The following is an 18,550-nucleotide window of genomic DNA, read 5'->3' on the forward strand; positions in this document are numbered from 1 at the left end:
CCAGGCGCTTCATATTTCCAGTTTGGCGTGATGCTCGTGAGCATCGGTCGTGCCGATCGGGCGCAATGCCCGGGCATAGCAAAACAGAAACAGATTTCGCACCAGTTCTTTGAGCACCACCGGCTCACTTGAGTTGAGTCCGTTGAAATCCAGGTCGCCCTGATCCTGTAGCTCGTTGAGCGCTTCTTCTTCCAGCACCGCACAGACTTCCCCGGTTTCCCGATGCAGGATTCGCAGATAGGGATGTGGACGGTCCAGCCAGGCATCAATTAAATAAGTCATGGTCGTCATCTCCTTGATGAATACCAATGAGAATAATTCTTATTCAATTAATAGCAAGTGCCTATTGGCGGATTTGTTTTCTTTGTGGGTAAAAGCTGCTGCGGGTCAAAGTTGATGGCTTTTTGATGTTGCGCGGAAGTTTTGCGAGGGGAGTGGCACCTTCCTGCGCGGAACGCAGGAAGGAATACAGCAGGATCAGACCTTGCGCACGAACTCTGACTTGAGTTTCATTGGGCCGATACCGTCGATTTTGCAGTCGATATCATGGTCGCCATCGCACAGGCGGATGTTTTTGACCTTGGTGCCGACCTTGACCACCAGGGAGGTACCCTTGATTTTCAGGTCCTTGATCACGGTGATGGTGTCGCCGTCGGTCAGGACAGTGCCTGCGGAGTCTTTGTAGACTTTTACATCGCTGGCTTCTTCGGCGTCGCCGCTGGCGGACCACTCATGGGCGCATTCCGGGCAGATCAGCTGGACGCCGTCTTCGTAGGTGTATTCGGAATTGCATTTTGGGCAGGGTGGCAACGTGCTCACTAAAGCTCCTTAAGAGTCCGGATGGCTAAAAGGCACGCATTATATAGGGTTTTGTTGGTGCGCGGTGGTTAGGGATGTGACGAACCTGTGGGAGCGGGCTTGCCAGCGATTGCATCACCTTGCCATCACTGATGGATCGAGGTGTATGCATCGCTGGTAAACCAGCTCCCACAAGGTTTAGTGCGTGCGGGCGACCGCGAACTCGCTCAGCTCAACCAGTGCGTCGCGGTATTCGCTGGGCGGCAGGCTTTCAAGGCAGGCAATTGCACGGGCTACATAATCACGCGCCAGTTGTGCGGTGTATTCCAGTGAACCGGACTCCTCCACGGCAACGCGAATGCTCTCCAGGTCTTCAATGCCACCTTTTTGAATCGCTTTACGAACCAGAGCGGCCTGTTCGGCCGTGCCTTCGCGCATGGTGTAGATCAGCGGCAAGGTCGGTTTGCCCTCTGCCAGATCGTCGCCCACGTTTTTGCCCAGGGTTTCGGCATCGCCACGGTAGTCGAGCAAGTCGTCTACCAGCTGGAACGCCACACCCAGGTGATCGCCAAAGGTACGCAATGCTTCGCTCTGTTCAGGTGTGGCACCGGCCAGGGCCGCAGCGCTGTGGGTCGAGGCCTCGAACAGCATCGCGGTTTTGCCGCGAATCACTTCCATGTAGGTTTCTTCGGTGGTGCTGGCGTCGCGCACTTTGGACAGTTGCAGTACTTCGCCTTCGGCAATGATGCGGGTGGCTTGCGACAGGATTTTCATCACTGGCATCGAGCCCAGCTCGACCATCATTTCGAAGGAGCGCGAGTACAGGAAGTCGCCGACCAGTACGCTTGGGGCATTGCCCCAGGTTGCATTGGCGGTCTTGCGGCCGCGGCGCATGCCGGACATGTCCACAACATCGTCGTGGAGCAGGGTCGCGGTGTGCAGGAACTCAATGGTCGCGGCCAGCAAGCGCAAGTCGTCGCCTTCGCGGCCCAGGGCCTTGCCGCACAACAACACTAATAAAGGACGAAGGCGTTTGCCGCCGGCCGAAGTGATGTAGTCGCCGATTTTTGAGACCAGCGGGACGCGTGAAGTCAGCTGCTTCTTGATGATGTCGTCGACGGCGCTAAAATCGTCCGCCACCGCGCGGTAGAAAGCTTGGGGTTGCATCAGCGACAGTTGCTCCAGAAGGGTTGCGCGGCATGCTAGGTCGGGGGGCTGGGCCTGTCAAGGCGTGATGGGCGGCCCCTTGCAACCCTGACGTGGCTTGCGTACAATCGCGCACCCTGAACTTCCTGGGCAGCACCTGCCTTACGCAATTGCACTTGGGCCGTTCCAGCCCCATGCAGCCATGCCAGCCAATACCTTTACCTATAAAGAGCTGGGTGAGCAGGATTATCGGAGAAATACCATGTCGTACGCAGTAATCGTTACTGGTGGCAAGCAATACAAAGTAGCACCAGGTGAATACCTGAAGATCGAGAAACTGGAAATCGCCACTGGCGAATCCGTAACTTTTGATCGCGTTCTGTTGGTCGCCAATGGCGACGACGTTAACATCGGCGCTCCAGTTGTTCCTGGCGCCACTGTTGTTGCTGAAGTGATTTCCCAAGGTCGTCACGACAAGATCCGCATCATCAAGTTCCGTCGTCGTAAGCACCACATGAAGCGTATGGGCCACCGCCAGTGGTACACCGAGATCAAAATCACCGGTATTCAGGCTTAATTTCAGCCTAATTCCTCACTAGGAGAATTGACTCATGGCACACAAAAAAGCTGGTGGTAGTACCCGTAACGGTCGCGACTCAGAAGCCAAACGCCTTGGCGTGAAGATGTATGGCGGCCAGGCTATCATCCCGGGCAACATCATCGTGCGTCAGCGCGGCACTCAATTCCACGCTGGCTACGGCGTTGGTATGGGTAAAGATCACACCCTGTTCGCGAAAGTGGAAGGCGTGATCAAGTTCCAGGTTAAGGGCGCCTTCGGTCGTCGCTATGTAAGCATCGTTCCGAAGACTGCAGTCGTCGCGGCGTAAAAGCTTGGTAGCTGGAAGAGCCCTGTCTTGCGACGGGGCTTTTTCGTTTGTGGGGTGAGTCTCTTGCAAAACTGTTTGTATGGGCTGCCGGCGCTGGATTTAACGGTCGTTGATTGAGGTCGCTGCGCTCATTTTTGCAAGAGTCTTATGTCTTGGTTTTTATCGGCTCGTCCTGATGACGAGAGGCGCGTTTTGTTATGAAGTTTGTTGATGAAGTATCGATCAAAGTAAAAGCTGGCGACGGTGGTAACGGTTGCATGAGTTTCCGTCGCGAAAAATTCATCGAGAACGGTGGTCCGAACGGTGGTGATGGTGGTGACGGCGGCTCGATCTATATGGTCGCTGACGAAAACCTCAACACCCTGGTTGACTACCGTTACACGCGTCACTTTGACGCTCAGCGCGGTTCGAATGGCGGCAGCGCCGATTGCACCGGCCGTAAAGGCGAAGACATGATTCTGCGGGTTCCGGTCGGTACGACCGTGATTGACGCAGGCACCCAGGAAATCATCGGCGACCTGACCAAGGCCGGCCAGCGTTTGCTGGTTGTGCATGGCGGCTGGCACGGTCTGGGTAACACCCGTTTCAAATCCAGTACCAACCGGGCTCCGCGCCAGACCACTCCGGGCAAGCCGGGTGAGCAGCGCGACCTGAAACTGGAATTGAAAGTACTGGCTGATGTCGGTTTGCTGGGCTTGCCGAATGCGGGCAAAAGTACCTTTATCCGTTCGGTATCTGCAGCCAAGCCTAAAGTGGCGGATTATCCGTTCACCACCCTGGTGCCAAACCTGGGCGTAGTCAGTGTCGATCGCTGGAAGAGCTTCGTGATCGCGGATATTCCCGGTCTGATCGAAGGTGCTTCCGACGGTGCCGGCCTGGGGATTCGCTTCCTCAAGCACTTGGCCCGTACGCGTTTGTTGCTGCACCTTGTGGACATGGCGCCAGTTGAAGGCACCGACAGCGCTGCAGATACTGCTGAAGTCATCGTCAACGAGCTGACCAAATTCAGCCCGTCGCTGGCTGAGCGTGATCGCTGGCTGGTGCTGAACAAGTGCGATTCGTTGCCTGAAGAAGAGCACGATGCGCGGGTCAAGGAAGTTGTGGATCGCCTTGAGTGGACCGGTCCGGTGTATGTGATCTCGGCCATTGCCAAGATTGGCACCGAGAAGCTTTGCCACGACATCATGCGTTATCTCGAAGATCGTGCCGATCGTCTGGCCAATGACCCTGCCTACAAGGCTGAGTTGAGTGAGCTTGATCAGCGCATCGAAGATGAAGCGCGTGCCCAGTTGCAGGCGCTGGATGATCAGCGTGCCCTGCGCCGCAGCGGCGTGAAGAGCGTCCACGACATCGGTGAAGATGACTGGGACGAAGAAGATGTTGATGATGAAGATGGTCCGGAAATCATTTACGTCCGCGACTGATTCCTTGCAGTAAACTGAAGCGCCGCTCAATCGAGCGGCGTTTTGGCATCTACGAAACGGTAATCAAAATAATTCCATGGGCAGCGCTCGGTCGTGCTGCTCTCAGGCATAGGTTGGATGATGATGCGGAGCAAGGTGACGGGTGCGCGGCGTTGGGTCGTAAAGATCGGCAGCGCATTGCTGACAGCGGATGGCAAGGGTCTGGATCGCGCGGCGATGGGCGTCTGGGTCGAGCAAATGGTGGCCCTGCACGAGGCAGGCGTGGAGCTGGTGCTGGTATCTTCCGGTGCGGTAGCGGCCGGGATGAGTCGCCTCGGCTGGACAGTCCGACCCAGTGCGATGCATGAGCTGCAGGCGGCTGCGGCCATTGGTCAGATGGGGTTGGTACAGGCCTGGGAGTCGAGCTTCGCCGAGCATTCCCGGCACACCGCGCAAATTCTCCTGACCCATGATGATCTGTCTGACCGCAAGCGTTACCTGAATGCCCGCAGTACGTTGCGCGCGTTGGTCGAGCTGGGTGTGATCCCGGTCATCAATGAAAACGACACCGTGGTTACCGATGAAATCCGCTTTGGTGATAACGATACGCTGGCGGCGCTGGTGGCCAATCTGGTCGAGGCTGATCTGCTGGTCATTCTGACGGATCGTGATGGCATGTTTGATGCGGATCCACGCAACAACCCGGATGCCAAAATGATCTACGAGGCGCGTGCCGATGATCCGGCGCTGGATGCCGTGGCGGGCGGTACGGGCGGTGCGCTGGGGCGTGGCGGCATGCAGACCAAGTTGCGGGCGGCGCGTCTGGCGGCCCGTTCCGGGGCGCACACCATTATCGTCGGCGGTCGTCTGGAGCGGGTGCTAGACCGCCTGAAGGCTGGGGAGCGCCTGGGTACATTGCTGTCTCCAGAGCGCGGCATGCTGGCTGCGCGCAAGCAGTGGCTGGCCGGGCATCTGCAGACCCGTGGCACGCTGGTGCTGGATGATGGCGCTGTGTCTGCGTTGTCCCAGGGTAATAAAAGCTTGCTCCCTGTGGGTGTCAAAGCGGTGCAGGGCGGCTTCCGTCGCGGCGAAATGGTGGTGTGCGTGGCGGCGGACGGTCGAGAGATTGCCCGTGGTCTGGCCAACTACAGTGCGGGCGAAGCGCAGAAAATAATCGGACAGTCGTCAGATGCGATTGTCGGTTTGTTGGGGTATATGGCGGAACCTGAACTGGTTCATCGCGATAATCTGATCCTGGTCTGATTTTGAGGTGTGGCATGCGCTTGATTAGCGGTTTGTTGGGGTTGATGTTGGCGATGCCGTTGCTGGCTTCTGCCGAAGAAATCGGCACGGTGTCGACGGTGTTCAAGTTTGTCGGGCCCAATGACCGGATTGTGGTCGAGGCTTTCGATGATCCCAAGGTTGACGGGGTTACCTGCTATCTGTCGCGTGCCAAGACCGGCGGCATGAAGGGCGGGCTGGGGCTGGCCGAGGATCGTGCTGAGGCCTCCATTGCGTGTCGTCAGACGGGCGCTATCAGCTTCAAGGGTGACTTGAAGGATGGTGAGGAGGTATTCAAGGAGCGTACATCGCTGGTGTTCAAGACCATGCAGGTGGTGCGATTCCTCGACAAAAAGCGCAATACACTGGTTTACCTGGTGTATAGCGACCGCCTGATCGAAGGCAGTCCGCAGAATGCGGTGACGGCGATCCCGATTTTGCCGTGGCCGCACGAGTAACGGCTCTTAATAAAAAAGCTGCGACGGGGTAAAGCCTTTCGCGGCTTTTTTTGTGCCTGCGCAATGCTGGGGCTGTGGTGGTTCTGTAGGTGCTTACGAACGCAGCAGCCGTATATCTTGCGGGCGCTGTGCGCTCGATCGCAGTCTCGCGCAGCTCCTGCAGGCCGGGTCGTTCTGGCATAAAACGCAGGCAATAAAAAACCGACCCGGAGGTCGGTTTTTTAAAAAGCTTATCGCTTAAGCGGCTGTCGCAAGGTTCAGTGCCTTGACGTGGCCATTCAGGCGGCTCTTATGGCGAGCAGCTTTGTTCTTGTGGATGATGCCTTTATCGGCCATACGGTCGATAACAGGGACAGCCAGAACATAAGCAGCTTGCGCTTTAGCAGCGTCTTTTGCGTCGATGGCCTTAACTACATTCTTGATGTAGGTACGAACCATGGAACGCAGGCTGGCGTTGTGGCTGCGACGCTTCTCAGCCTGTTTTGCACGTTTTTTGGCGGAAGGTGTGTTGGCCACCGTCGAGCTCCTCGAAAGACTTTTGGGAAATAACAAACAAAATAGGCCGCGAATCATGCCGATGACGACAACTCTTGTCAAGGGCGATTGATACGATCCGCTGAGTGGTGGATCGAGGGAGACGGGAGATTTATTTCCGGCGCTTGACCTGTAAACTCGCGAGCTTGGCTCTGTGCTGTTGCGGCGCGCAGTATCGCATAAGTGGGCGCTTTGTTCGCCTGCTCTTTCTCTATAGGCAAAAACTCTTTCAATGAATTTGCTCAAATCGTTAGCGGCCGTCAGCTCTATCACAATGATTTCAAGGGTTCTGGGCTTTGTTCGTGACACCATTATTGCGCGCACCTTTGGTGCCGGAATGGCCACGGATGCGTTCTTTATTGCCTTCAAATTGCCCAATCTGCTGCGCAGGATCTTCGCCGAGGGGGCTTTTTCCCAAGCCTTTGTGCCGATTCTGGCCGAATACAAAAGTCAGCAAGGCGAGGAGGCGACACGTACATTTGTTGCTTACGTGGCCGGACTGCTGACATTGGTACTGGCGATCGTGACCATTTTGGGGATGATCGCCGCGCCTTGGGTGATCTGGGCTACGGCGCCGGGTTTTGCCACCACCCCGGAAAAGTTCGAGCTCACTTCCGATATGTTGCGGGTTACGTTCCCTTATATATTGCTGATCTCGTTGTCATCGCTGGCAGGGGCGATCCTCAATACCTGGAACCGGTTTTCGGTGCCGGCCTTCGTGCCGACTTTGCTTAACGTCAGCATGATTATTTTTGCCCTGTTTCTGACGCCATACTTCGATCCGCCGGTCATGGCCCTGGGGTGGGCGGTACTGGTCGGCGGTTTAGCCCAGCTGTTATTTCAGCTACCGCACCTGAAGAAAATCGGCATGCTGGTGCTTCCGCGGCTCAACCTGCGGGATACCGGGGTGTGGAGGGTCATGAAGCAGATGCTGCCGGCCATTCTGGGAGTCTCGGTCAGTCAGATTTCGCTGATTATCAACACGATTTTTGCCTCCTTTCTGGTCGCCGGATCGGTGTCCTGGATGTATTACGCAGACCGTTTGATGGAGTTGCCGTCTGGCGTACTGGGTGTGGCGCTGGGTACGATTCTGTTGCCGACGCTGTCAAAAACCTACGCCAACAAGGATCGCCATGAGTATTCGCGAATCCTCGATTGGGGGCTGCGCCTGTGCTTTGTGCTGGTATTGCCATGTTCCCTGGCGCTGGCCATCCTCGCGGAGCCGTTGACCGTGTCGCTGTTTCAATACGGCCAGTTCACTGCACTGGACTCGGCCATGACCCAGCGTGCCCTGATTGCCTACTCGTTCGGACTGCTCGGGATTATTTTGATCAAAGTCCTGGCGCCGGGGTTCTACGCCCAGCAGAACATACGCACGCCGGTAAAAATCGCAGTATTCACTCTGGTCATCACGCAATTGCTCAATCTGGTATTTATCGTGCCGTTGCAGCATGCAGGCCTGGCGCTGGCGATCAGTGTCGGTGCCTGTATCAATGCCGGCTTGCTGTTTTGGCAGATACGCAAACAGAAGCTGTTTGTCGCTCAGCCGGGCTGGGGCAAATACCTGTTCAAGCTGGTGCTGGCCGTGGCTGTGATGTGCGCTGTTCTGTTGGGGCTGATGCAACTGATGCCGGCCTGGGACCAGGGCCATATGCTGGAGCGCTTCATGCGTTTGGGCGGGTTGGTGGTTGCGGGTGTACTGGTTTATTTCGGCATGTTATTGCTGCTGGGCTTGCGTTTGAAAGATTTCGCCCGCAAGTCTCTTGTGTGAGGTAATTGCAGGTCAGACGTCTATTTTGTCGATTTGACCTGATTTGCCTTGCGCTGTTGCCTGTCGTACAGGGCTGGGTGTGGTTATAATCGGCCACTTTATGAGCAAGAAGCGCGTTATGCAGCTGGTTCGAGGCCTTCACAATCTGCGGCCCCAACATCGGGGCTGTGTCGCCACTATTGGCAACTTTGACGGTGTACACCGTGGTCACCAGGCTATCCTGGAGCGGCTGCGTGAACGTGCACTGGAGTTGGGCGTGCCCAGCTGCGTGGTGATTTTTGAGCCGCAGCCGCGCGAATTTTTTGCCCCTGAGACCGCTCCGGCGCGTCTGGCCCGGCTGCGCGACAAGCTGCAGCTATTGGCTGACGCCGGGGTAGATCGGGTGCTGTGCCTGGCGTTCAATCAACGTCTGTGCGAACTCAGTGCTGCCGAGTTCGTCGACACGATTCTTGTCGACGGTCTGGGTGTACAGCACCTGGAGGTCGGTGACGACTTCCGTTTTGGCTGTGACCGGGTCGGCGACTTTGATTTCCTGCAACAAGCGGGTGTCATGCAAAACTTTACCGTCGAAGCGGCGCAAACCGTTGAACTTGATGGTGTGCGTATCAGCAGCACCAAGGTGCGTGATGCCCTGGCCGGTGCTGACTTCGGTCTCGCAGAGCGCTTGCTGGGCCGTCCGTTTCAAATTGCTGGCAGGGTATTGCACGGGCAGAAGCTGGCGCGCCAGCTGGGTACGCCGACTGCCAATATCCAGCTCAAGCGTCGTCGGGTTCCGTTGACCGGGGTTTATCTGGTGAGCGTTGAAGTCGACGGGAAAACCTGGCCGGGCGTCGCCAATATTGGCGTCAGGCCAACCGTTGCAGGGGATGGCAGCGCCCATCTTGAAGTACATCTGTTGGATTACGCCGGCGACTTGTATGGTCGGCGTTTGACCGTGGCATTCCACCACAAGCTGCGTGATGAGCAGCGTTTCGCCTCCCTTGAGGCGCTCAAGACGGCGATCAATGCGGACGTCGCCGCCGCCCGAGCCTATTGGCTGGGTCAACCGCTTAAAAAGAGCCTGAAATGACCGACTACAAAGCCACGCTAAACCTTCCGGACACAGCCTTCCCAATGAAGGCCGGCCTGCCACAGCGCGAACCGCAAATTTTGCAGCGCTGGGACAGCATTGGCCTGTACGGGAAGTTGCGCGAGATTGGCAAGGATCGTCCGAAGTTCGTACTTCACGACGGTCCTCCGTACGCCAACGGCACGATTCACATCGGTCATGCGCTGAACAAGATTCTGAAGGACATGATCATCCGCTCGAAAACCCTGTCGGGTTTCGATGCGCCGTACGTGCCGGGCTGGGACTGTCACGGACTGCCGATCGAGCACAAGGTGGAAGTGACCCACGGTAAAAACCTGAGCCCGGATAAAACCCGCGAGCTTTGCCGTGCCTATGCCACCGAGCAGATCGAAGGCCAGAAGTCCGAATTCATCCGTCTGGGTGTGCTGGGTGATTTTGCCAACCCGTACAAAACCATGGACTTCAAAAACGAAGCCGGTGAAATCCGTGCTTTGGCCGAAATCGTCAAAGGCGGTTTCGTGTTTAAAGGCCTCAAGCCTGTGAACTGGTGTTTCGACTGTGGTTCGGCCCTGGCTGAAGCGGAAGTCGAGTACCAGGACAAAAAATCCGCGGCCATCGATGTTGCATTCCCGATTGCCGACGAAGCCAGGCTGGCCGAGGCCTTTGGTCTGGCGACATTGAGCAAGCCGACATCGATCGTGATCTGGACCACCACTCCGTGGACCATCCCGGCCAACCAGGCGCTTAACGTGCACCCCGAGTTCACCTATGCGCTGGTCGACGTGGGCGATCGGTTACTGGTACTGGCTGAAGAGCTGGTCGAGTCGAGCCTGGCCCGCTACAACCTGCAAGGTTCGGTCATCGCCACCACCACCGGTACTGCGCTTGAACTGATCAACTTCCGTCACCCGTTCTACGACCGTCTGTCGCCAGTCTATCTGGCCGAGTACGTTGAGCTGGGCGCAGGCACCGGCGTGGTTCACTCCGCCCCGGCTTACGGCGTAGACGACTTCGTGACCTGCAAAGCCTATGGCATGGTCAACGATGAGATTATCAACCCGGTTCAAAGCAACGGCGTTTACGTACCGTCGCTGGAATTCTTTGGTGGCCAGTTCATCTGGAAGGCCAACCAGAACATCATCGACAAGCTGATCGAAGTCGGTTCGCTGATGTTCACTGAAACCATCAGCCACAGCTACATGCACTGCTGGCGCCACAAAACGCCGCTGATCTACCGCGCAACCGCGCAGTGGTTTATCGGTATGGACAAGGAGCCGGTTGTCGGCGACACCTTGCGCACCCGTGCGATCAAGGCCATCGAAGACACCCAGTTCGTTCCGGCCTGGGGCCAGGCCCGCCTGCATTCGATGATCGCCAACCGTCCGGACTGGTGCATCTCGCGTCAGCGCAACTGGGGCGTGCCGATACCGTTCTTCCTGAACAAGGAAAGCGGCGAGCTGCACCCGCGTACCGTCGAAATGATGGAAGAAGTGGCCAAGCGCGTCGAAGTCGAAGGCATTGAAGCCTGGTTCAAGATGGATGCTGCCGAGCTGCTGGGCGACGAAGCGCCGCTGTACGACAAGATCAGCGACACTCTGGACGTCTGGTTCGATTCTGGCACCACGCACTGGCATGTTCTGCGCGGCTCGCACCCTATGGGCCACGAGACAGGTCCGCGTGCCGACCTCTATCTTGAAGGTTCCGATCAGCATCGTGGCTGGTTCCACTCGTCGCTGCTGACCGGTTGCGCCATCGACAACCACGCGCCGTACCGCGAACTGCTGACCCACGGTTTCACCGTGGATGAGGCCGGGCGCAAAATGTCCAAGTCCCTGGGCAACGTGATTGCACCGCAAAAGGTCAACGACACCCTGGGTGCAGACATCATGCGTCTGTGGGTTGCTTCGACTGACTACTCGGGGGAAATCGCGGTTTCTGACCAGATCCTGCAGCGCAGTGCGGACGCCTACCGGCGTATCCGCAACACCGCTCGCTTCCTGCTCTCGAACCTGAGCGGCTTCAACCCGGCTACCGATATCCTGCCGGCCGAAGAAATGCTGGCCCTGGACCGTTGGGCGGTTGACCGCGCACTGCTGCTGCAGCGCGAGCTGGAGCTGCATTACGGCGAGTATCGTTTCTGGAACGTGTACTCCAAGGTGCACAACTTCTGCGTGCAAGAGCTGGGCGGCTTCTACCTCGACATCATCAAGGACCGTCAGTACACCACTGGCGCCAACAGCAAGGCCCGTCGTTCGTGCCAGACCGCGCTGTTCCATATCAGCGAAGCGCTGGTGCGCTGGATCGCGCCGATCCTGTCGTTCACTGCTGACGAGCTGTGGCAATACCTGCCGGGCGAGCGCAACGAGTCGGTGATGCTCAATACCTGGTACGAAGGCCTGAGCGAGATGCCGGAAGGCACCGAGATGGATCGCGCCTACTGGGAGCGAATCATGGCGGTCAAGGTTGCAGTCAACAAAGAAATGGAAAACCTGCGCGCGGCCAAGGCCATTGGCGGCAACCTGCAGGCGGAAGTTACCCTGTTTGCCGAAGAAGATCTGGCTGCAGACCTGTCCATGTTGAGCAACGAACTGCGTTTCGTACTGATCACCTCTACCGCCAGCGTTGCGCCGTTTGTCCAGGCACCGGCGGATGCAGTAGTCACCGAAGTCGCGGGCCTCAAGCTCAAAGTGGTCAAGTCGGCACACGCCAAGTGCGCCCGTTGCTGGCATTGCCGCGAAGACGTCGGTGTGAATCCGGAGCATCCGGAAATCTGCGGTCGTTGTGTCGACAACATCAGCGGCGCCGGCGAGGTACGTCACTATGCCTAATACCAGCAATGCCGGGCGCTTCGGGCGCCTGGGCTGGCTCTGGTTGACGTTGCTGGTCCTGGTCATTGACCAGGCCAGCAAGACCTACTTCGATGGCGCCCTGCAGATGTATCAGCGAATCGTGGTGATCCCCGATTTCTTCAGCTGGACCCTGGCCTATAACTCGGGTGCTGCCTTCAGCTTTCTGGCTGACAGCTCCGGCTGGCAGCGTTGGCTGTTTGCCCTGATTGCCGTGGTCGTCAGTGGGGTCCTGCTGGTGTGGCTCAAGCGTCTTGGACGTAACGACACCTGGCTGGCCATCGGGCTTGCACTGATCCTGGGCGGTGCGCTGGGCAACCTGTATGACCGCATCGCCTACGGGCATGTGATCGATTTCATTCTGGTGCATTGGGAACATCGACTGTTCCCTGCGTTCAATGTCGCAGACAGTGCGATTTGTGTCGGAGCAGTAATGCTGGCACTGGATATGTTCAAAAGTAAGAAGTCCGGAGAGTCAGCTCATGACTGAGCAACGTATTGGCCAGAACACAGAAGTCACCCTGCATTTCGCTTTGCGTCTTGAAAATGGCGACACCGTCGACAGCACGTTCGACAAGTCACCTGCCACTTTCAAGGTCGGTGATGGCAGCCTGTTGCCAGGTTTTGAAGCCGCTCTGTTCGGCTTCAAGGCCGGTGACAAACGCACTCTGGAGATCCTTCCGGAAAACGCCTTTGGCCAGCCAAACCCGCAAAATGTGCAGATAATTCCACGTTCGCAGTTCAAGGACATGGAGTTGTCGGAAGGCTTGCTGGTGATCTTCAACGACGCGGCCAACACCGAGCTTCCGGGTGTGGTCAAAGTTTTTGACGATGAGCAAGTGACTATCGATTTCAACCACCCGTTGTCAGGCAAGACCCTGACGTTCGACGTGGAAATCAAAGACGTAAAAGCGCTGTAATTCAGTGCCCGGCGCAAGCCGGGCCTGATTGGCATTATTTTTCTGCGCGTCCCACGAGGCCCAGCATGCATATCAAACTCGCCAACCCCCGTGGCTTCTGCGCCGGGGTGGACCGGGCGATTGAAATCGTCAATCGCGCTCTGGAAGTATTCGGTCCGCCTATCTATGTTCGCCACGAAGTGGTGCACAACAAATTTGTCGTCGAAGACCTGCGCTCCCGTGGCGCAATCTTTGTTGAAGAGCTGGACCAGGTGCCGGACGATGTAATCCTCATTTTCAGTGCCCACGGTGTTTCCCAGGCTGTGCGTACCGAGGCTGCAGGCCGTGGCCTTAAAGTGTTCGATGCCACCTGTCCGCTGGTTACCAAGGTGCATATCGAAGTAGCCCGCTACAGCCGTGACGGCCGCGAATGCATCCTGATCGGCCATGCCGGTCACCCGGAAGTCGAAGGCACCATGGGTCAATACGATGCCAGGAATGGCGGCGCCATTTACCTGGTCGAAGATGAAAAAGATGTCGCCAACCTGAATGTGATCAACCCGGAAAAACTGGCGTTTGTTACTCAGACCACCTTGTCGATGGACGATACCAGCCGGGTGATCGACGCTCTTCGCGCGCGTTTTCCGGCAATTGGCGGTCCGCGCAAGAATGACATCTGCTACGCCACGCAAAACCGCCAGGACGCCGTCAAGCAACTGGCTGACGAGTGTGATGTGGTGTTGGTGGTGGGCAGCCCCAACAGCTCCAACTCCAACCGTCTGCGTGAGTTGGCCGAGCGCATGGCAACCCCGGCGTACCTGATTGATGGTGCCGAAGACCTGCAGCAAAGCTGGTTTGAAGGGGTCGAGTCGATTGGTATCACGGCGGGTGCTTCGGCGCCTGAAGTGTTGGTACGCGGCGTGATACGCCAATTGCATGCCTGGGGCGCAACGGGTGCTGATGAATTGGCCGGTCGCGAAGAGAACATTACATTCTCCATGCCTAAAGAACTGCGCGTTCGCTCGCTGCTTTAAGCGCATAAATCTTGCGCCGCCTGATTGCGGCGCAAGCTGATACGCCCACTTTTTGCCAGTACCACTTGATAGTGACTCAGGGCTGTCTGTGCCTGGCAAACATGCAACGTCCCGGCCTGAAACGCTCCGCCGATCAGCAAAGGTTCACCCAGCGGGTTGAACCGGACGTAGCTCTTAACGGGCGTATTACCGGCAATCGGTACCTGAAAGCTGCCTTGCCTCTCGGCCAGCACCGGATTGTCCGGATCGAGATGGCCCTGGCCGCTCAGATCCAGAATGGTCTTCCAGCCTCGGCTCCAGTCTTGTTCCTGTGCCTGTACGATCACGTATTGATGGCGTACCAGCGCCTCGGTGCGGGCATTGCGCAGGCTGCCGGCCAGTTGCTCCGCCATGCCCAGGCGCCGTTGCTGTTCTATAAGTGTGTTGTAGACCGGGCTCGCGAACTGGGCGGTCAGCGCAACGATCAACAGCGTGAATGACAGTTGGATCAGGCTCATGCCTCGTTGCTTCATGATGTCCTCCGTGACCATGCGCAATCCTTGCGCCCCTTGATGTATAGATCAGAAAAAAGACGACCTGGCCGGGCAACGGTTTCATCATGTTTAAGCTGTATTGCCTGTCCCATGGCGTACTTGATCAGACGAACTGTCCTCGCGCGTCTTAGGCGCACTCCTACATGTGGAACCATCTCGCCAGACTAGGCTCTGGTTATGGCGACGCAGGACGTGGCGCCAGGAAAATGCTCAGGGATGGCACACATGTTTCGATCTGAAAAAAACCGTCAAACCGGAATGACCCTGATCGAGGTTCTGGTCGCGACGTTGATTTTATCCGGGGGCCTGCTGGGGGGCGCCGTGGCTCAGCTCAATGCCCTCAAACACACTGACAGCGCAATGATGAGCACCCAGGCCAATTTTATTGCCTACGACATGCTCGATCGGATTCGTGCCAACGCTGGCGCGGACTACAGTTTTTCAGGGGCGGACCTGCAGCAGGGGGTTGCCGGCCCGGGGAGCGTGCTGGGGCAGGATCTGAATGATTTCAAACGCAATATTCTTCAGTTCGGCGGTGCAAGTGCCAAGGGAGCCATCGCGCTCAGTGGTCAGCAGGTGACCATCACCCTGGAGTGGGATGACTCGCGCGCCAGCAATAGCCCCGGTTCGCTTCGAACCTTTACGCTGACCAGTCGAGTGGCAGCAGATGCCATTGAGCGTGCGTCGTGAGGCGCCCTGAAGCGGGGTTTGGCCTGATTGAGCTGATGCTGTCGCTGGGGTTGGGTTTGCTGGTGGTGCTGGGGCTGACCGAAGTTTTTTTAAGCGCGCGCGAAACCTACGCCAGCCAGCGATCATCCGCGTCGCTACAAGAAGACGCGCGCTACGTGCTGAGCAAAATCGCTCAGGAAGTTCGTATGGTCGGCATGTTCGGTTGTCTGTCGACTGATCGCATCATTGATGCACCTTCCGCTTTTCAGAGACCTATCTCCTGGCAGGGGCCGAAGGGATCCAGGTCGTTACATATGATCAGCGCTGACATAGGCCTTCAGGGGGCAAAGCCCGACTGGACCGTCATATCCGACTGTACGACGTTCGCGCAGGCATACAGCGGGGCGCGACTGTCTCTGGCACCCGGTGAAATAGCCTTTGCCCTGCGTGAGCTGCATTACCGTTTTGAAAACGGGCAATTGAAGTCCGGGGCCAATAATGCCGTGTTGCTGGACAATGTGGCCGCGTTTGACGTGAGCTTTGGGGTGGCCGATTCCTCGAGCACGCAGTCAGTTTTGCGCTATGAAGACAGTCCTGCCGATGTGGCCGGTATCCGCAGCGTGCGTATCGCCCTGGTCTTGCGAGATCCCGGGGGGCGGGTAAAAGATCAGGGCTATAACGTGCTGGTGGCTCTACGTAATCGACTGGCGTAGGGCGCGTCATGTGTTTTTCTTCGAGCACGCAACGCGGTGTGGCGCTATTGGCCAGTATGGTTTTCTTGCTGTTACTCACTCTGCTTGGCCTGACCGCCATGGAGACTGCAGTGCAGCAGGAGAAAATGACCGGCAGCGTCCAGCATGCCAATCATTCATTTCAGGCTGCCGAAACTGCACTGCGCAGCGGTGAGTCCTGGGTGGCTCAGCAGTGGTCCGCAATCGCGGTCTGCAGCTCACCTGCAAGATGCGCCCCGCCAGCAGAGGTGCGCACTCAGCTATCACCCGGAATACACCCGGTATCCGCAGTTCACTGGATAGGAGCTGCGGATGGGCTCTACGGTGTCCAGAACCTTGGTTTGAGCATTGCCCCGGCAGATTTTCCTGCGACCACTTTGACCCGTTTGTACCGCGTCACGGGCATTGGCCTGTACGGGCAGTCACGTACCGTCCTGGAGAGTGTTTATGCGCATTATCAGGACGAGGATGCCGAAGAGGGTGGGGCAGGCTCCCGGCAATTGAGCAGGATCATGTGGCGGCAAATCCAGTAGGAGGGCGTGATGCGCAGGCATGGGGCAGGCTTTACCCTGATCGAACTCGTTATCGTGGTGGCAATCGTCGGTTTTCTTGGGGCAGTGGTTTATCCGGTTTACAGCGGCTCGGTCCAGCGTGCCTACCGCGCTCAAATAGTGGTCTTGTTGTCGGAGCAATCCCAAAGTCTGGAGCGTTTTTATACGAAAAAAGGTTTATACAGTGGGGCGGAAAATCTTGGTTCGGGCAACGAGCACTATCTGATTACCCACGACCTCGCTGATCATGCCTTCTTGCTGACGGCTACCCGCAGAGCGGGCTCGTCCATGGCGGACGATGCGTGTGGGAATTTCACCTTGGCCCATACCGGTTTGACCGCAATTACCCAGGCCGCTCCGGACCTGACAGTGCAGCAGTGTTGGGGGCGCTAACAATTTATTTTCATTTTGGGCTGAGTTGATTGATGGCTAAGCAACAACGCGTAGTGATTGTAGGGGGCGGCGTTATCGGGCTGCTGACAGCGTTCAATCTGGCAGCCGAAGTCGGGCAGGTAACGCTTCTTGACCAGAGTGCTGTCGGGCAGGAGTCCTCCTGGGCCGGTGGCGGGATCGTTTCTCCGCTTTATCCCTGGCGCTACAACCCGGCTGTTACAGCCCTGGCTCACTGGTCGCAGGACTTTTATCCACAGTTGGCAGAACGTTTGTTTGCCGCTACAGGTGTAGATCCTGAAGTTCACACCACCGGTTTGTACTGGCTTGACCTTGAAGACGAGGCGCAAGCCTTGGTGTGGGCCAAGCGTGAAGGCCGGCCCTTGAGTACGGTCGAAATCTCTGCGGTTGAAGGGGCTGTACCGGTATTGGGGGGCGGTTATTCAAGGGCCATTTACATGGCCGAAGTGGCCAATGTGCGTAATCCGCGGCTGGTTAAATCACTGAAGGCCGCGTTGCAAGCCATGCCCAATGTCACCATCCATGAGCAGTGCGAGGTTCTGGGATTTATCCGTGAGGGCGAGAATGTCTGCGGCGTGAGCACGGCTCAGGGGGACATTCGCGGCGATGAGGTGGTGCTGGCGGCAGGTGCCTGGAGCGGTGAACTGCTCAGTAGTCTGGGCCTTGAATTGCCGGTAGTGCCTGTCAAAGGGCAGATGATTCTTTACAAGTGCGCACCTGACTTCTTGTCCTGCATGGTGCTGGCCAAAGGACGCTACGCGATTCCGCGGCGTGACGGGCATGTCTTGATTGGTAGCACCCTCGAGCACGAAGGTTTCGATAAAACCCCGACCCGAACAGCCCTGGAAAGCCTGCAGGCGTCTGCGATCGAGCTGATTCCGGCTCTGGCCGGTGTGCAGCCGGTGGGGCATTGGGCGGGATTACGGCCGGGCTCGCCTGAGGGAATTCCATATATTGGCCGGGTCGCAAGTGTTGGCGGGTTGTGGCTTAACTGCGGGCACTATCGCAATGGGCTGGTACTGGCTCCGGCGTCCTGTCAGTTGTTCGCCGACTTGCTGCTGGGGCGTGAACCGATCATCGATCCGGCGCCCTATGCACCGCAAGGACGCATCCAGAATATCGCTTGAAGCCTGTGGGAGCCCGCAATTGGCGGCTATTGCCGGCAAGCCGGCTCCCGCAAGTCCGGGGTGCTGGCTTTAATCCCGGGGCTTTGGTCCTTGTTCCAGATGGTTTTGCGTGCAATACCACTCTTGCTGCTGGTGCAGGGCGCGATCGCGGGGCAGGTGAACTCCGCAGTGGGCGCAACGAACCATGGGTTGAGCACCCGGGTCGACCGGGTTCTTAGTGGTTGCCAGCCCGGCTTTGTACTTGCGCCAAAACCACACGCCAGCAGCAATCAAAGCAGCCCAGATCAGTAAACGAAGCATGGTTATTCGCTATTCGAGAAAAGATGCGCCAGTTTAGCCAAGCTATTGGCAGGCGCACAGGACCAAATCGAACATAAAAAAAGAGCCCCGCAGGGCTCTTTT

22 protein-coding genes are annotated in these 18,550 nt (G+C 57.4%); 16 read left to right on the forward strand and 6 right to left on the reverse strand.

What is annotated here, in order from left to right; translation table 11 throughout:
* Positions 1 to 9: 9 nt before the first annotated feature.
* The 3 genes from FEZ21_RS06930 to FEZ21_RS06940 form a co-directional block, all read right to left on the reverse strand.
* On the reverse strand, positions 10 to 282 hold the full coding sequence (locus FEZ21_RS06930) for a hypothetical protein (RefSeq protein ID WP_003443924.1): 273 nt from the start codon (positions 280 to 282) through the stop codon (positions 10 to 12).
* A gap of 195 nt (positions 283 to 477) precedes the next feature.
* Entirely contained in the window at positions 478 to 819 is a 342-nt protein-coding gene (locus tag FEZ21_RS06935) for a zinc ribbon domain-containing protein YjdM (protein ID WP_003443921.1), read from the reverse strand.
* Positions 820 to 996: 177 nt separating this feature from the next.
* Positions 997 to 1,965: a polyprenyl synthetase family protein gene (locus tag FEZ21_RS06940; protein ID WP_003443918.1), complete on the reverse strand. Its 969-nt coding sequence runs from the start codon at positions 1,963 to 1,965 to the stop codon at positions 997 to 999.
* 241 nt (positions 1,966 to 2,206) lie between these two features.
* On the opposite strand from FEZ21_RS06940, the gene rplU reads away from it, so the two are divergent.
* The 5 genes from rplU to FEZ21_RS06965 all read left to right on the forward strand — a co-directional run bounded on the left by rplU (position 2,207) and on the right by FEZ21_RS06965 (position 5,973).
* Positions 2,207 to 2,521, forward strand: coding sequence for a 50S ribosomal protein L21 (gene rplU / locus FEZ21_RS06945; RefSeq protein WP_003443915.1), 315 nt, complete (start codon positions 2,207 to 2,209; stop codon positions 2,519 to 2,521).
* Between the two features lie 34 nt (positions 2,522 to 2,555).
* Positions 2,556 to 2,831, forward strand: coding sequence for a 50S ribosomal protein L27 (gene rpmA / locus FEZ21_RS06950; protein WP_003443913.1), 276 nt, complete (start codon positions 2,556 to 2,558; stop codon positions 2,829 to 2,831).
* A 197-nt stretch (positions 2,832 to 3,028) separates the two neighbouring features.
* Positions 3,029 to 4,255 carry an Obg family GTPase CgtA gene (cgtA, locus tag FEZ21_RS06955; protein WP_003443910.1) on the forward strand — a complete coding sequence of 409 codons (1,227 nt, stop codon included), beginning with the start codon at positions 3,029 to 3,031 and terminating at the stop codon, positions 4,253 to 4,255.
* Positions 4,256 to 4,378: 123 nt separating this feature from the next.
* Entirely contained in the window at positions 4,379 to 5,497 is a 1,119-nt protein-coding gene (gene proB, locus FEZ21_RS06960) for a glutamate 5-kinase (protein ID WP_003443907.1), read from the forward strand.
* A gap of 14 nt (positions 5,498 to 5,511) precedes the next feature.
* Positions 5,512 to 5,973, forward strand: a complete 462-nt coding sequence (locus FEZ21_RS06965) for a CreA family protein (RefSeq protein WP_003443905.1) — start codon at positions 5,512 to 5,514, stop codon at positions 5,971 to 5,973.
* 237 nt (positions 5,974 to 6,210) lie between these two features.
* Here the strand turns inward: FEZ21_RS06965 and rpsT are convergent, their stop codons facing one another.
* Complete coding sequence (gene rpsT, locus FEZ21_RS06970; RefSeq protein WP_003443902.1) at positions 6,211 to 6,489, reverse strand: 30S ribosomal protein S20; 279 nt, start codon at positions 6,487 to 6,489, stop codon at positions 6,211 to 6,213.
* Positions 6,490 to 6,739: 250 nt separating this feature from the next.
* On the opposite strand from rpsT, the gene murJ reads away from it, so the two are divergent.
* The 6 genes from murJ (at position 6,740) to ispH (ending at position 14,126) form a co-directional block, all read left to right on the forward strand.
* The gene (murJ, locus tag FEZ21_RS06975; RefSeq protein ID WP_003443899.1) at positions 6,740 to 8,278 is read left to right on the forward strand and encodes a murein biosynthesis integral membrane protein MurJ; all 1,539 of its coding nucleotides are present in this window, start codon (positions 6,740 to 6,742) and stop codon (positions 8,276 to 8,278) included.
* Between the two features lie 118 nt (positions 8,279 to 8,396).
* Complete coding sequence (gene ribF, locus FEZ21_RS06980; protein ID WP_003443896.1) at positions 8,397 to 9,347, forward strand: bifunctional riboflavin kinase/FAD synthetase; 951 nt, start codon at positions 8,397 to 8,399, stop codon at positions 9,345 to 9,347.
* Entirely contained in the window at positions 9,344 to 12,175 is a 2,832-nt protein-coding gene (ileS, locus tag FEZ21_RS06985) for an isoleucine--tRNA ligase (protein ID WP_160626731.1), read from the forward strand. Before ribF ends, ileS begins: the two co-directional genes overlap by 4 nt.
* The gene (gene lspA, locus FEZ21_RS06990; RefSeq protein WP_003443891.1) at positions 12,168 to 12,683 is read left to right on the forward strand and encodes a signal peptidase II; all 516 of its coding nucleotides are present in this window, start codon (positions 12,168 to 12,170) and stop codon (positions 12,681 to 12,683) included. The genes ileS and lspA overlap by 8 nt, the downstream gene beginning before the upstream one ends.
* Positions 12,676 to 13,113, forward strand: coding sequence for an FKBP-type peptidyl-prolyl cis-trans isomerase (gene fkpB, locus FEZ21_RS06995; protein ID WP_003443888.1), 438 nt, complete (start codon positions 12,676 to 12,678; stop codon positions 13,111 to 13,113). Before lspA ends, fkpB begins: the two co-directional genes overlap by 8 nt.
* Positions 13,114 to 13,178: 65 nt before the next feature.
* Complete coding sequence (ispH, locus tag FEZ21_RS07000; protein ID WP_003443885.1) at positions 13,179 to 14,126, forward strand: 4-hydroxy-3-methylbut-2-enyl diphosphate reductase; 948 nt, start codon at positions 13,179 to 13,181, stop codon at positions 14,124 to 14,126.
* Here the strand turns inward: ispH and FEZ21_RS07005 are convergent.
* Positions 14,123 to 14,638, reverse strand: a complete 516-nt coding sequence (locus FEZ21_RS07005) for a GspH/FimT family pseudopilin (protein ID WP_235972393.1) — start codon at positions 14,636 to 14,638, stop codon at positions 14,123 to 14,125. The two genes, ispH and FEZ21_RS07005, sit on opposite strands and share 4 nt — an antisense overlap.
* A gap of 237 nt (positions 14,639 to 14,875) precedes the next feature.
* Between FEZ21_RS07005 and pilV the strand changes: the two genes are divergently transcribed.
* From pilV to thiO, 5 genes are read left to right on the forward strand one after another with little or no spacing between them, the layout of a single operon-like run.
* Positions 14,876 to 15,349, forward strand: coding sequence for a type IV pilus modification protein PilV (pilV, locus tag FEZ21_RS07010; protein WP_003443879.1), 474 nt, complete (start codon positions 14,876 to 14,878; stop codon positions 15,347 to 15,349).
* Positions 15,346 to 16,041 carry a hypothetical protein gene (locus FEZ21_RS07015; RefSeq protein ID WP_003443878.1) on the forward strand — a complete coding sequence of 232 codons (696 nt, stop codon included), beginning with the start codon at positions 15,346 to 15,348 and terminating at the stop codon, positions 16,039 to 16,041. Before pilV ends, FEZ21_RS07015 begins: the two co-directional genes overlap by 4 nt.
* Positions 16,042 to 16,049: 8 nt before the next feature.
* Complete coding sequence (locus tag FEZ21_RS07020; RefSeq protein ID WP_160626733.1) at positions 16,050 to 16,592, forward strand: PilX N-terminal domain-containing pilus assembly protein; 543 nt, start codon at positions 16,050 to 16,052, stop codon at positions 16,590 to 16,592.
* Positions 16,593 to 16,601: 9 nt separating this feature from the next.
* A complete protein-coding gene (locus FEZ21_RS07025) occupies positions 16,602 to 17,003 on the forward strand; it encodes a type IV pilin protein (protein ID WP_003443874.1) in 402 nt (133 codons plus the stop codon).
* Between the two features lie 32 nt (positions 17,004 to 17,035).
* Positions 17,036 to 18,148: a glycine oxidase ThiO gene (gene thiO / locus FEZ21_RS07030; protein ID WP_160626735.1), complete on the forward strand. Its 1,113-nt coding sequence runs from the start codon at positions 17,036 to 17,038 to the stop codon at positions 18,146 to 18,148.
* Between the two features lie 69 nt (positions 18,149 to 18,217).
* Here the strand turns inward: thiO and FEZ21_RS07035 are convergent, their stop codons facing one another.
* Positions 18,218 to 18,448 (reverse strand): PP0621 family protein, encoded by a 231-nt coding sequence (locus FEZ21_RS07035; protein WP_003443869.1) that lies wholly within the window; start codon positions 18,446 to 18,448, stop codon positions 18,218 to 18,220.
* Between the last annotated feature and the right edge of the window lie 102 nt (positions 18,449 to 18,550).

The organism is Pseudomonas sp. 9.1(2019), from assembly GCF_009910445.1.
GTDB lineage: Bacteria > Pseudomonadota > Gammaproteobacteria > Pseudomonadales > Pseudomonadaceae > Aquipseudomonas > Aquipseudomonas paraversuta.

What these genes read in the sequence shown, in the direction of transcription:
- FEZ21_RS06940 (WP_003443918.1), bottom strand. Translation starts at nt 1,965, where the DNA reads ATGCAACCCCAAGCTTTCTACCGCGCGGTGGCGGACGATTTTAGCGCC.
- FEZ21_RS06930 (WP_003443924.1), bottom strand. Translation starts at nt 282, where the DNA reads ATGACTTATTTAATTGATGCCTGGCTGGACCGTCCACATCCCTATCTG.
- fkpB (WP_003443888.1), top strand. Translation starts at nt 12,676, where the DNA reads ATGACTGAGCAACGTATTGGCCAGAACACAGAAGTCACCCTGCATTTC.
- ileS (WP_160626731.1), top strand. Translation starts at nt 9,344, where the DNA reads ATGACCGACTACAAAGCCACGCTAAACCTTCCGGACACAGCCTTCCCA.
- lspA (WP_003443891.1), top strand. Translation starts at nt 12,168, where the DNA reads ATGCCTAATACCAGCAATGCCGGGCGCTTCGGGCGCCTGGGCTGGCTC.
- FEZ21_RS07035 (WP_003443869.1), bottom strand. Translation starts at nt 18,448, where the DNA reads ATGCTTCGTTTACTGATCTGGGCTGCTTTGATTGCTGCTGGCGTGTGG.
- proB (WP_003443907.1), top strand. Translation starts at nt 4,379, where the DNA reads ATGCGGAGCAAGGTGACGGGTGCGCGGCGTTGGGTCGTAAAGATCGGC.
- cgtA (WP_003443910.1), top strand. Translation starts at nt 3,029, where the DNA reads ATGAAGTTTGTTGATGAAGTATCGATCAAAGTAAAAGCTGGCGACGGT.
- rpmA (WP_003443913.1), top strand. Translation starts at nt 2,556, where the DNA reads ATGGCACACAAAAAAGCTGGTGGTAGTACCCGTAACGGTCGCGACTCA.
- murJ (WP_003443899.1), top strand. Translation starts at nt 6,740, where the DNA reads ATGAATTTGCTCAAATCGTTAGCGGCCGTCAGCTCTATCACAATGATT.
- ribF (WP_003443896.1), top strand. Translation starts at nt 8,397, where the DNA reads ATGCAGCTGGTTCGAGGCCTTCACAATCTGCGGCCCCAACATCGGGGC.
- FEZ21_RS07025 (WP_003443874.1), top strand. Translation starts at nt 16,602, where the DNA reads ATGCGCAGGCATGGGGCAGGCTTTACCCTGATCGAACTCGTTATCGTG.
- FEZ21_RS07020 (WP_160626733.1), top strand. Translation starts at nt 16,050, where the DNA reads ATGTGTTTTTCTTCGAGCACGCAACGCGGTGTGGCGCTATTGGCCAGT.
- rplU (WP_003443915.1), top strand. Translation starts at nt 2,207, where the DNA reads ATGTCGTACGCAGTAATCGTTACTGGTGGCAAGCAATACAAAGTAGCA.
- FEZ21_RS06965 (WP_003443905.1), top strand. Translation starts at nt 5,512, where the DNA reads ATGCGCTTGATTAGCGGTTTGTTGGGGTTGATGTTGGCGATGCCGTTG.
- pilV (WP_003443879.1), top strand. Translation starts at nt 14,876, where the DNA reads ATGGCACACATGTTTCGATCTGAAAAAAACCGTCAAACCGGAATGACC.
- ispH (WP_003443885.1), top strand. Translation starts at nt 13,179, where the DNA reads ATGCATATCAAACTCGCCAACCCCCGTGGCTTCTGCGCCGGGGTGGAC.
- thiO (WP_160626735.1), top strand. Translation starts at nt 17,036, where the DNA reads ATGGCTAAGCAACAACGCGTAGTGATTGTAGGGGGCGGCGTTATCGGG.
- FEZ21_RS07005 (WP_235972393.1), bottom strand. Translation starts at nt 14,638, where the DNA reads ATGAAGCAACGAGGCATGAGCCTGATCCAACTGTCATTCACGCTGTTG.